This is a genomic window from Methylobacterium sp. BI1, from assembly GCF_056680125.1.
The window spans coordinates 3,903,274-3,915,377 of sequence record NZ_CM155267.1; the positions used below are offsets into that span (position 1 = coordinate 3,903,274).

The 12,104-nt window shown below is 68.5% G+C and carries 9 protein-coding genes; 5 read left to right on the forward strand and 4 right to left on the reverse strand.

Annotation, left to right across the window (positions count from 1 at the left end; genetic code table 11):
* Positions 1–5 precede the first annotated feature (5 nt).
* A complete protein-coding gene (gene efp, locus AC1MGR_RS18475) occupies positions 6–572 on the reverse strand; it encodes an elongation factor P (protein ID WP_056474694.1) in 567 nt (188 codons plus the stop codon).
* Between the two features lie 195 nt (positions 573–767).
* Here efp and epmA point away from each other — a divergent pair, with 195 nt between their 5' ends.
* The 3 genes from epmA to AC1MGR_RS18490 all read left to right on the forward strand — a co-directional run bounded on the left by epmA (position 768) and on the right by AC1MGR_RS18490 (position 3,434).
* The gene (gene epmA / locus AC1MGR_RS18480) at positions 768–1,820 is read left to right on the forward strand and encodes an EF-P lysine aminoacylase EpmA (RefSeq protein WP_480232498.1); all 1,053 of its coding nucleotides are present in this window, start codon (positions 768–770) and stop codon (positions 1,818–1,820) included.
* Complete coding sequence (locus AC1MGR_RS18485) at positions 1,817–2,869, forward strand: lysine-2,3-aminomutase-like protein (protein WP_480232499.1); 1,053 nt, start codon at positions 1,817–1,819, stop codon at positions 2,867–2,869. The genes epmA and AC1MGR_RS18485 overlap by 4 nt, the downstream gene beginning before the upstream one ends.
* A gap of 115 nt (positions 2,870–2,984) precedes the next feature.
* Positions 2,985–3,434 (forward strand): Tellurite resistance protein TerB, encoded by a 450-nt coding sequence (locus AC1MGR_RS18490; protein WP_108034391.1) that lies wholly within the window; start codon positions 2,985–2,987, stop codon positions 3,432–3,434.
* A 3-nt stretch (positions 3,435–3,437) separates the two neighbouring features.
* Here AC1MGR_RS18490 and AC1MGR_RS18495 read toward each other — a convergent pair whose 3' ends face one another.
* Together AC1MGR_RS18495 and AC1MGR_RS18500 are read right to left on the reverse strand one after the other, a co-directional pair.
* Positions 3,438–3,830 carry a phage holin family protein gene (locus AC1MGR_RS18495; RefSeq protein ID WP_108034390.1) on the reverse strand — a complete coding sequence of 131 codons (393 nt, stop codon included), beginning with the start codon at positions 3,828–3,830 and terminating at the stop codon, positions 3,438–3,440.
* Positions 3,831–3,932: 102 nt separating this feature from the next.
* A complete protein-coding gene (locus tag AC1MGR_RS18500; RefSeq protein WP_480232500.1) occupies positions 3,933–5,348 on the reverse strand; it encodes a DEAD/DEAH box helicase family protein in 1,416 nt (471 codons plus the stop codon).
* Positions 5,349–5,530: 182 nt separating this feature from the next.
* Between AC1MGR_RS18500 and AC1MGR_RS18505 the strand changes: the two genes are divergently transcribed.
* Positions 5,531–6,172: a hypothetical protein gene (locus AC1MGR_RS18505; RefSeq protein ID WP_480232501.1), complete on the forward strand. Its 642-nt coding sequence runs from the start codon at positions 5,531–5,533 to the stop codon at positions 6,170–6,172.
* 20 nt (positions 6,173–6,192) lie between these two features.
* Here the strand turns inward: AC1MGR_RS18505 and AC1MGR_RS18510 are convergent, their stop codons facing one another.
* Positions 6,193–8,247, reverse strand: a complete 2,055-nt coding sequence (locus AC1MGR_RS18510; RefSeq protein WP_480232502.1) for a methyl-accepting chemotaxis protein — start codon at positions 8,245–8,247, stop codon at positions 6,193–6,195.
* A gap of 481 nt (positions 8,248–8,728) precedes the next feature.
* Here AC1MGR_RS18510 and uvrA point away from each other — a divergent pair, with 481 nt between their 5' ends.
* Positions 8,729–11,704 (forward strand): excinuclease ABC subunit UvrA, encoded by a 2,976-nt coding sequence (uvrA, locus tag AC1MGR_RS18515; protein ID WP_480232503.1) that lies wholly within the window; start codon positions 8,729–8,731, stop codon positions 11,702–11,704.
* The last annotated feature ends 400 nt before the right edge of the window (positions 11,705–12,104 follow it).

A 12,104-nucleotide genomic window follows, 5' to 3' on the forward strand; every position in this document is an offset into this window, starting at 1 on the left:
TACGCTCAGTCCTTGGCGCGCTCCACGTAGGAGCCGTCCTCGGTCATGATCACCACGCGGGTGCCGACGGCGATGTGCGGCGGCACGGCGGTGCGGACACCGTTGGAGAGGATCGCGGGCTTGTAGGACGAAGAGGCCGTCTGGCCCTTCATCGCCGGCTCGGTCTCGGTGACTTCGAGGACAACGCGCTGCGGCAGCTCGAGGGTGAGCGCCACGCCGTTATGGGTCGAGACCATCACGGCCATGCCCTCCTGCAGGTACGGCGCGGCACTGCCGACGACGTCCTTGGGGATCGCGACCTGGTCGTAGTTCTCGGGGTTCATGAAGTGGAAGCCCTCGCCGTCCTCGTAGAGGAAGGTGTGCTCGCGGTCCTCGACGAAGGCGCGCTCGACCGATTCGGTGGTGCGGTAGCGCTCGGACACCTTCACGCCGTCGGTGATGCGACGCATGTCGAGCTGGGTCACCGGGGTGCCCTTGCCGGGATGGATGTTCTCGACCGTCAGGATGACGTAGAGCTTGCCATCCTTGTCGACGACGTTGCCCTTGCGGAGCGTAGAGGCGATCACCTTCACGGGGTCTGGTCCTGCTGTGTTCGTTGGTAGAAACGGACTCGGCGCCCCGACGCGGATCTCTCCGCGGGAGCGACATCTTGGCCCCGCCACTAACCTATCCGCGCCACCGTTGCCAGTCGCACCGCGAGACGGCACGTCCACGCCGTCGATCGGGACGTCGAATTCAGGTCTGAAGCAGGTCGCAAAGCTCGCCGCATGAACACCCCCTCCCCCTGGTGGGCGCCCCATCGCCATGCCGACCGCCGGCCGGCCCTGATGGTGCGCAACCGTATTATCGCAGCGTTCCGGGCGCATTTCGCGGCAGCCGACTTCGTCGAGGTCGAGGCCGCCGCGCTGCAGGTGTCGCCCGGCAACGAAGCCCACCTCTCGGCCTTCAGCACCGAGGCCCTTCGTCCCGACGGCACGCGCCAAGCGCTGTATCTCCACACCTCGCCGGAATTCGCCTGCAAGAAGCTCCTGGCCGCCGGCGAGCCGCGCCTCGTCAGCTTCGCCCGCGTCTATCGCAACCGCGAGCGGGGCCCCCTGCATCATCCGGAATTCACCATGCTCGAATGGTACCGGGCGGGGGCCGACTACACCGCCCTGATGCGCGACGGGGCCGAGCTCCTGGCGCTCGCCGCCGAGACGGCCGGCGTGTCCATGCTGAGCCATCGCGGTCGCACGGCCGACCCCTTCGCGGAGCCCGAGCGGGTGACCCTGGCGCAGGCCTTCGCCACGCGGGCCGGCATCGACCTCCTCGCCACCATCGCCGCCGATGGGACCACCGATCGTGCGGCGCTCGCGGCCGCCGTGTCCGGTGCGGGGCTGCGGGTCGCCGAGGACGACACCTGGGCCGACCTGTTCAGCCGTGTGCTGGTGGCGCGGATCGAGCCGCATCTCGGGCTCGGGCGTCCGACGATCCTGTGTGAGTACCCCGTGAGCGAGGCGGCCCTGGCCCGGCCCAGCCCGCGCGACCCGCGCGTGGCCGAGCGCTTCGAGCTCTATGCCTGCGGCGTCGAACTCGCCAACGCCTTCGGCGAGCTCACCGATGCGGAGGAGCAGCGCCGGCGCTTCACGCTCGAGATGGCCGAGAAGGCCCGGGTCTACGGCGAGACCTACCCGATCGACGAGGATTTCCTCGACGCCCTGGCGATTATGCCGGAAGCGAGCGGCATCGCCCTCGGCCTCGACCGCCTCGTCATGCTGGCGACCGATGCCCGCCACATCGAGGACGTACTCTGGACGCCAGTGGCGGGGTCGGGACGATGAGCGCGTCCCTGCGCCGACCTGCCGACCTCGTCCGCGCCGGACTGGTCGCCCCTGCCGACCTTCCGGCCCTGGAGGCGGTGGCGGCGCGCTATGCCGTCTCGGTCACCGCGGACATGGCCGAGCTGATCGACCACCACGATCCAGCGGATCCGATCGCTCGCCAGTTCCTGCCCCGCGTCGAGGAGTTGCAGACCCGGGATCTGGAGGAGGCCGACCCGATCGGCGACGGGGCCCATAGTCCCCTGCCCGGCCTGGTCCACCGCTATCCCGATCGGGTGCTCCTGAAGCCGCTGCATGTCTGTCCGGTCTATTGCCGTTTCTGCTTCCGGCGCGAGATGGTCGGGCCGGAGGGCCTCGGCACCTTGAGCGAGGCCGATCTCGCCCGGGCCTTCGCCTACATCGCCGGACGGCCCGAAATCTGGGAGGTGGTGGTCACCGGGGGAGACCCCTTCGCCCTGGCACCGCGCCGGCTCGCCCAGATCGCGACCTCCCTCGCGGCGATCCCGCACGTGCGAGTACTGCGATTCCACACCCGGGTCCCTGTCGTGGACCCGGGCGCTGTCGGCGCGGACCTTGTCGCCGCCCTCAAGCGCTTCGAGGGGGCGGTCTTCGTCGCCCTGCATGCCAACCACCCGCGCGAGTTCACCCCGGCCGCCTGCGCGGCGGTGGCGCGCCTCGTCGATGCCGGCATCCCGATGGTGAGCCAGACGGTCCTGCTCGCCGGGATCAACGACGATCCGGAGACCCTGGCCCTGCTGATGCGGCGCTTCGTGGAGAACCGGATCAAGCCCTACTACCTGCATCACGGCGATCTCGCGCCCGGGACCAGCCACCTGCGCACGGATCTCGGCGCGGGCCGCGACCTCGTCCGGTCCCTGCGCGGTCGCCTCTCGGGCCTCGCTCAGCCCCTCTACGTGCTCGACATTCCGGGCGGCCACGGCAAGGTCCCGGTCGGGCCCGACTACCTTGCCGAAGCCGATGCCGGGTGGCGGGTGACCGACCCCCAGGGGGCGGTCCATGACTATCCGCCCAAGCCTCGGCAGCCGTGAGGCGCCGGGTGCGTTGACACGCCTCCGGCGCCAAGCTTTTGATACGAAAGCGTTGTCGCGGGATCGCCCGGTCGATTCCGGGTGCCACTCACTTTGAAAGTCGTCGGGGAACCGGATGGGTGTATTTCAGGAGTTCGTCGGGCGCTTTTCCCAGACCATGGGCGCCTATCTCGGCGACCGGCCCCTGATGGAGGCGGCGGTCTCGGCCTCGGCCAACGTGATCCTGGCGGATTACGAGATCGACGAGGAAGAGATCGAGGTGGCACTCGCCGGCATGCGCGCCAATCCGATCCTCGAGCGGGGCTACGACACCTTGAAGCTGGAAGCCGAGCTGTTCGAAGGCATCGCCCGCGCCCGCACCCGTGCCGGCCGCGCCGAGAACCTGCAGTTCGTCGCCGCCATCGCGGAGCGCGAGATCGCCCAGCGCACCAGCGTGTTCCTCATCGCCGCCGACGTGGCTGACCAGGCCGGGATCAGCGAGCCGGAGCATGCCGCCCTGGCCGAGATCGCCGCGGCGCTCGGCGTCGACAAGGACGCGCTGCTCGGCACCGTCCGGAGGACCTGAGGCTTAGTCGGCGACGCGGCCCGTCACCAGGGCGGCGTCCTTTTCCACCTGACGCTCGAAGCGGCGGGGCAGCAGGTTGGAGCGGTCCATCCGGCGCAGGCCCAGGACCATAAGAAGGAGGGCGATCCCGGCGAAGGGCGCCCCCACGATCAGCGCCGCTAGGATCTCCGATCCGATCAGGGCGGCGATCCCCTTCACCAGCGCCACGAATAGCATCACCAGGGCGGCGACCACGAGGGTGAGCGCGGTTCCGAACCGGGCAACGAGGCCGAGGATCGCGCGGATGTTGCCGTCCGTCTCCCGCCGCATCAGCTCGAGTTCCTGGCCGACGAGATCGCCGCCATGGCGCAGGCCCTCGCTGATCAGGCGGGCAAGGCTCGGCGTCGGTCGTGCCATCGGGGCGGTCCTCTTCTCATCGCGTCCGGGTCGTCCGCTCGATGGGACCCTGATGGCCACAACCGTGGCGGTACGATCCCGTTCCAGGCCGACGCGATTCGGCTAGGCCGCCTGCACCTCGGCGATGGCCCTGGCGATCGCGTCGATCAGCGTGGTGTCCTCGCCGGCCATCGCGTCCATCGCGGCCATGCGGCCGACCACGGTGGCGGCGACGCTCTCCTCCACCGTGCCCTCGGCGAGGGCGTAGTAGATCGTCGCCTGTTGTCCGTCCCGATGGCAGCGGCCCTCGATCTGCGTCAGCTGGATCGCGCTGTGGCGCAGATCGTGGACGATGAGCGCGCGGGGCTTCTCGCCCCCGGGTAATTCGTGGGCATGCAGGGAGATCGATTCCGTGACCGTGAACACGACGGCGTCGAGACCGCCGGTCTGGAAAGCGAGGCGCACCGCCTCGTTCGCCTCGCCCGATTGGGTGCCGGTGATCGCCTCAGCCCGCCAGCCCGCCGCGCGCAGGGTCTCTACGAGAGCGGCGGCCGTCTCCAGGAAGGCCACCGAGATCGCCACCGCGTGGCCGTCCTCCACCAGGAGATCAGCGAAGGCAGTGGTGCCCGAGACCCGGAGCAGGCTCGCTTTCTGGCGGAAGCGCAGGTCCGCCGCCCAACCGGCCGGCTTGCGGGTGCTGCCGCCGAGAAGGCCCCATTCCCAGCGGAATTCGCGCCAGGTCGCATCGTAGAGGCGGCGCTCGGACGGCGTGAGGGCGACGGCGCTGAGGGCGCGCTGCACCTCGGGCCAGCCTGCGATGTCGCCGGGACGCCGACGCAGACCGATCGCCCGCTCTCCCTTGAACAGCAGATCGGCCATCACCGTGCAGTCGCGGGGGTTCGCGTCCCAAGACCAGTTGGTCCACCGGCCCTTGGCCCGCCCGATCCCGAGCCGCTGCATCAGGGTCCGGAATTCCGCCAGGGTTTCGCTGGGCTGGCCCGCGGCCTCGCCCAGCAGGCGTCCGAGATAGGAGAGCTCGTGCGGGGCCTGGCCGGCGGTGGCGCTGAGATAGATCGTGAAGGCGGCCGCCTCGGCGATCTGCCGGCAGACCAGGCTCTGCTGGGCGTACGGATTCCGGATGCGGTGGCTCTCGTCGAAGATCACCAGGGGCCAGGTCCGCTTCGGGGTGCCGTGCCGGGCGAGCGCGTTGTTCTTCGCGCGGATCGAGCGCCGGTTGCCGGCGGGGGGCGGTGCCATCAGCGCCTTCGTCCGCTCGTAGTTGGTGAGCGTCACCGCCTTCGCGCCGAGACCCGACAGCGCGATCGTGCGCCGCCACTGGGGCATCGCGCCCTTGGGGCAGACGATGAGGACCTCGCGCTCCGGCATCGCCGCGACCGCGCTCCAGACCGACAGGGTCTTGCCGAGACCGGTCGTGTCACCGAGCAGAAATCCAGTACGTCCGGCCGCGCGCGCGGCCAGAATCGCGTCGCGCGCCGAACGCTGATGCGGGCGCGGAACGAGAGGATCGCCGGCGACCATCAGGCGATCGGTCCGAGGACGCAGTGCGCGACGGACTTTATTCTCTTCCGGGCTCCGAAAGCATGCTCGCGAAGTCTTGGCACAGCCCTCACCATCTTTTGAAAACCTTGGAACTGTTCAGGTTGTGCTTTTGTTAAGGGGTCATCTCGGCGCGCAGTCGGGCGCCCCATTCGGAGACATCGATGCCGACGATCCCGCTCTCCGCAGCCTCGCGCGCCGTGGCCGCCCCCGTGATCGGACTGATGTTGCTCACGCTGCCGGCGAGTGCCCAGAGCGCCGATGGCGGCCTGTTCGATCTGCTCTTTGCGCCCGCACGACCGGCCCAGCAAGTGGCGCCCGCGCCCATGGCCGATCCGGGCTTCGACTACCAGCAGGCCCGTCGCTCGATCCGGAAGGCCACCCGCCAGCGCCCGAAGATCCGCTACGCCGCGCTTCCGAAATCCGAACCCCTGCAGATCAAGGTCACGGATCGCCAGACTCCGCTCGACATGAAGGCCGGGCCCGCGGCCGCCTTCATGAAGGACGAGACCCTTCGACCCGGCGATATCGTGGTGATGAAGGACGGTGCGAAGGTCTTCACCGGGCGGCCGGACGACCGGCACACCGCCCGCGACTTCGAGAGCGTCGGCCGCTCCGACTTCGTCGATCGGCGCACCCGCAACCAACTCGCCGCGATGATGCTGCCGATCGGCGCCCTACCGGCCGATCAGGCCCGCAAGCTGATGGCGCAGGCGCGCAAGGTGATGCCCGCCAGCGTCGACCAGTCCGTGAAGCCGGAGCTGACGGCGATGCGCGTCATCAATCCCTGGAAGACCAACCCGTAGCCCGGGTCAGGAGCCCGAGGTCAGGCCGCCCGAACCGTGACCAGGAAGCCGTCGACTTCCCGGCGTAGGGCCGTGGCCTGACGGGCGAGGTCGCTCGCTGCAGAGAGCACCTGAGCCGATCCGCTGCGGGCGGCTTCCGCTGCCTCGCGAACACCGACGATGTGGCCGGAAACTGCTCGGGTGCCTTCGGACGTCAGGACGGTGTTCCGGGCGATCTCCTGCGTCGCTGCCTCCTGCTGGTCGACGGCCGCCGAGATATCCCCCGAGATCCGGCTCAGGCGCTGGATGACGTCGGTGATGCCGCCGATCGCCGTCACGGATGCGTCGGTGGAGTGAGCGATCTCCCCGACCTTCGCGGCGATCTCTTCCGTTGCCTTGGCGGTCTGGGTCGCCAGGCTCTTCACCTCCGCGGCGACCACAGCGAACCCGCGCCCGGCCTCGCCCGCCCGGGCCGCCTCGATGGTGGCGTTCAGCGCGAGCAGATTGGTCTGGGCCGCAATGCTGGTGATCAGGCCGACGATCTCGCCGATGCTGTTCGCGGCCTGGGCGAGGCGTTGGACGTCCTCCGCCATTCGCGCCGCGTCACGCTCCGCCTCGCCGGCCACCGCGGTCGAGGCCTCGACCCGGTTGCCGATCTCCCGCACCGAGGCGCTGAGCTCCTCCGTGGCCGCCGCCACGGTGTCGGCGGTGGCGGCGGTTTCCGCCGAGGCTGCGGCCACGGACCCGCTGAGGGATGACGTGTCGCTCGCGGCCTGGGTCAGGGCATAGGCCGCCGTCTCGAGTTGGCTCGCGGCGGCCGAGACCGCCTCGACGATTCCGCTGGCCTGGGATTCGAAGCGATCGGCCAGCGCCACCATTTCGGCGCGACGGGCCGCGGCGGCATGGGCGGTGAGATGGTCGGCCTCGGCGGCGATGCGCCGACGCTCGGTGACGCTGGCCTGGAAGTCGACCGCCGCCGCCGCGATGGCGCGGACCTCGCGGGCGCCGTTCTGCGGGATCGGGCCGGTTTCCTCGCCCCGCCCGATGGCCGTAAGCGAGGCGGCGATGCGGGTGAGCGGACGGGCGATGGCGGTGCCGAAGGCGAAGGCGAGGCCGCAGGACAGGCCAAGGGTCGCGAGGCCGACGGCCATCCAGACTATGACGCTCCGCTCGGCGTCGGCACGGGCGGCACCGGCGGCAGCGCCGAGATCCGCGGTAAGGTGGTCCTCGATCGTCTTCAGCGTATCGATGCGCTGGGTGGCGAGGCCGAACCAGGCGGGCGCATCGGTGAAGGCGAGCGGGGTCCCGGGAGGCGTGTCGAGAACGAGGCGGCGGAGGCGGTCGACCTCCCGGGCCGCGGGCGCAGCCTTGCCGGCATCGAGGAGTGCCGCCTGGGCCGGCTCGGCCCCGAGGCGGAACAGTGATTCATAGGTGCTTTGGCCCGCGCTCAGACCCGCCAGACGCTCGTGGCCGGCCAGGTCGATCTGGCCGGCCCCGAAGATCGCCGAGGCGGTGGCGCGCTCCTGGCCCGCGAGCTCCTTCAGGGCGAGGAACGACGAGTAGGAACTGATGCGGGCGGCGAGATCCGCACTGGCGGCGACCTGGGAGACCTCGCGCACCAGGTCGAGCGCATTGGCGATCACGCCCGAATACAGGGCCATGTTCTGGGCCGGTGTGCGACCGAGGCCATCCACTGCCGTCCGGTGCGGGGCGATGGCCGCCAACTGCCCGGTCAGCGCCGCATCGCGACGTGCGACGCCGGGCCCGAAGGCGGCGAGATCGAGGCCGGCCCGGCCGGCGTCCAGGGCCGCCCGGGCGGCATCGGTCCTCACGCGCTGCGCGTCGAGTTCGGCCCGAAACTTGGTGCCCTTGGCGCCGAGATAGAGGCTCGACGCCCCGCGCTCGCGCTGGGCCTCGTGCACCAGGGCGCTGACTTGGCCGGCCATGCCGACGAGGTCCTGCACCTGGACCATCCGGGTCCGAGCATTCATTCGCTCCGTGATGGCAAGTCCAACGACCATCGCAAATGCAAGGCAGGGCGCCAACGCAACTAAAAGAATCCGAATGCGCAACGATGAGAAAAGACCGGCGGACATCACATGAAACCTGCTTCGAAACGTTTCGGCACTGTCGAAGCGGCGGGTAAAGGTTTGATTTCCGATTTAGCCTTTGATCGATTTTTAGTCGGTCGTTTCAACTTTTAGGCAGGATGGATAGGGAGCTGTCCCAGTTCATCCGATTGCTTTGGAACTCCGGCTCGCTCGTCCGGCGGACCGCGAAGCCACCTCGGCATCCACGTGGGTAGCGTCTCCAGGCCCGACCCCGAGGAAGATCTGCGCGGATTCGTTACCTGTAGCGCATCGGCGTCGAAGTCCCCGGGTGCCGTCCGGTGGGGCTACAACGGTTCAGGACGCCGCCGGTCGTCCGCGATATTGTCCGCGTACGCTTTTTGTTCTAGCTGAGGAGCGGCTATGCGTGGTGTGCGCCTTGCCCGACGCGGTGGTGCGCCCGACATCCCGCAGGGGCTTTCATCGAGTCCCACCGAGATCCGCGCCGAAGACGTTCCGAAGAGACTCCATGGCCAAAGCCAAAGCCGCTGCCAAGAAATCGCAAGCCGAGGCCGAGCGGGTCGAAGCCAAGATCGAGGCACTGTTCGATGGCGCGCGTGATGCGCGCGTCATATCGGTGCGCGGCGCGCGCGAGCACAATCTGAAGAACATTGACCTGACGATTCCGCGCGATCGCCTCGTGGTCTTCACGGGTCTGTCCGGCTCCGGCAAGTCGTCGCTCGCCTTCGATACCATCTACGCGGAAGGCCAGCGCCGCTACGTCGAGTCCCTCTCGGCTTATGCGCGCCAGTTCCTTGAAATGATGTCGAAGCCCGACGTCGACCAGATCGACGGTCTCTCGCCGGCGATCTCCATCGAGCAGAAGACCACCTCGAAGAACCCGCGCTCGACGGTCGGCACCGTTACCGAGATCTACGACTACATGCGCCTGCTCTGGGCGCGGGTCGGCATCCCATACTCGCCCGCGACCGGGCTGCCGATCGAGAGCCAGACCGTAAGCCAGATGGTGGACCGCGTCCTGGCACTGCCGGAGAAGAGCCGGCTCTACCTCCTGGCGCCGGTGATCCGCGGCCGGAAGGGCGAGTACCGCAAGGAAATCGCGGAGTTCCAGAAGAAGGGCTTCCAGCGCCTGCGGATCGACGGCGTGTACTATGCCATCGACGACGTGCCGAAGCTCGACAAGAAGCTGAAGCACGACATCGACGTGGTGGTGGACCGGATCGTCGTGCGGGCGGACATCGCGGCGCGGCTGGCCGATTCCTTCGAGACGGCGCTGGAACTCGCCGACGGCATCGCCCTGATCGAGTTCGCCGACACGCTCGACGGCGAGGCGCCGCGGGAGGCCATCACCTTCTCGTCGCGGTTCGCCTGTCCCGTCTCCGGCTTCACCATCGCGGAGATCGAGCCGCGGCTGTTCTCGTTCAACAATCCTTTCGGCGCCTGCCCGACCTGCGGCGGCATCGGCCACGAGATGCGGATCGACCCCGAACTCGTGATCTCGGATGCCAAGCTCAGCCTGAAGCGCGGTGCCGTCGGCCCCTGGGCGAAATCGACCTCCCCGTATTATGGCCAGACCCTCGACGCCCTGGCGCGCCACTTCGGATTCAAGACCACCGTCGCCTGGGCCGACCTGCCGGCGAAGGCCCGGGATGTGGTCCTGTTCGGCACCGGCTCCGAAGCGGTCCGCTTCGCCTACGACGACGGCATGCGCGCCTACGAGGTGAACAAGCCCTTCGAGGGCGTCGTCCCGAACCTGGAGCGGCGCTACAAGGAGACGGAGAGCGACAGCTCCCGCGAGGAGATCGCGCGCTTCATGAGCGAGACGCCCTGCGCCACCTGCGGCGGCAAGCGCCTGAAGCTCGAAGCGCTCTCGGTGAAGGTCGCCATGCAGGACGTGGGCGAGATCACCGCCCTCTCGGTGCGCGACGCCCATGCGTGGTTCTCGGAGCTGCCGGGCAAGCTCACCGACAAGCAGAACGAGATCGCCTACCGCATCCTCAAGGAGATCCGCGACCGGCTGACCTTCCTGATCGATGTCGGGCTCGAATACCTGACCCTCGCGCGCGGCTCCGGCTCGCTCTCGGGGGGCGAGAGCCAGCGCATCCGCCTTGCCTCGCAGATCGGCTCCGGCCTCACCGGCGTGCTCTACGTCCTCGACGAACCGTCCATCGGCCTGCACCAGCGCGACAACGAGCGTCTGCTCGGCACGCTGAAGCGCCTGCGCGACCTCGGCAACTCGGTGATCGTGGTCGAGCACGACGAAGACGCCATTCTCCAAGCCGACTACGTCGTCGATGTCGGCCCCGGCGCGGGCATCCATGGCGGGCAGATCATCGCCCAGGGGACGCCTGAGGAGGTGCTGAAGAACCCGGCCTCGCTCACAGCCAAGTACCTCACCGGGGAGATGAGCGTTCGGGTTCCGACCGCGCGGCGGAAGGGCCGCAAGGGCAAGCTCAGCCTCGTCGGCGCCCGCGGCAACAATCTGAAGAACGTCTCGGTCGACATTCCGCTGGGCACCTTCACCTGCATTTCCGGCGTCTCCGGCGGCGGCAAGTCGACCCTGATCATCGACACGCTCTACAAGGCGGTGGCGAAATCCCTGAACGGCGCCCTGGAGCATCCGGCGCCCTTCGAGCGGCTCGAAGGGCTGGAGCACCTCGACAAGGTCATCGACATCGACCAGTCGCCGATCGGTCGCACGCCGCGCTCGAACCCCGCCACCTACACCGGGGCCTTCACGCCGATCCGCGACTGGTTCGCCGGGCTGCCCGAGGCCAAGGCCCGTGGCTATCAGGCCGGTCGGTTCTCCTTCAACGTGAAGGGCGGGCGCTGCGAGGCCTGTTCCGGTGATGGCGTCATCAAGATCGAGATGCACTTCCTGCCGGACGTCTACGTCACTTGCGACGTGTGCAAGGGCCGTCGCTACGACCGCGAGACCCTCGAGGTGAAGTACCGCGAACATTCCATCGCCGACGTCCTCGACATGACCGTCGAGGAGGCTGCCGACCTGTTCAAGGCTGTGCCTACCATCCGCGAGAAGATGGAGACCCTGGCCCGGGTCGGCCTCGGCTACGTCAAGGTCGGGCAGCAGGCGACTACCCTGTCGGGTGGCGAAGCGCAGCGGGTGAAGCTCTCGAAGGAGCTGTCCAAGCGTGCCACCGGCCGGACGCTCTACATCCTCGACGAGCCAACCACCGGGCTTCACTTCCACGACGTCGCCAAGCTGATGGAGGTGCTCCACGAGCTCGTCGACCAGGGCAACACCGTTGTGGTGATCGAGCACAACCTCGAAGTCATCAAGACCGCCGACTGGGTCATCGATATGGGCCCCGAAGGGGGCGACGGCGGTGGCGTCGTCGTAGCCGAAGGAACCCCGGAGCAGATCGCCAAGTCACGGGCCAGCCATACGGGCCGATTCCTGCGCGACGTCCTCGCGCGACGGCCGGCCGCGGCGCCTGCCAAGGGCCGGGCCGCCGCCGAATAGCACGTCGCGCAGCCGTGATGCCCGGCGATTCGCTGAATCGACCGATCCGGGCGGGCGGCGCGGCGCACCAAACCGGCGGTCGGAAGCCCGATCCGGTCCGGCAGAGGCCGCCGTCTGCGCAATGGTCCGAAGGCGTTTGCCGGATCGTCCTGAGGCGGAACCGTAACCATAACAGCTTGAGTGATCAGCGGTATTTTGCCGTTCCGGGTCCTTTCAGGGGCGCAGAAACTTCCGCCAACCTGCTCAAAAGGTTAACAAATCCTTCCGCTGCACTGCATCGAAAATGCGACTTTTGCGCAACGGTCGGATCCGAACTGCCCCGTTTCCAAGCATTCCTCTGTCCTTCCGCGGCGTCCTGTAGAATAGTTCTCGACGTTGAGACTTGAGAACGGGCCGCAAG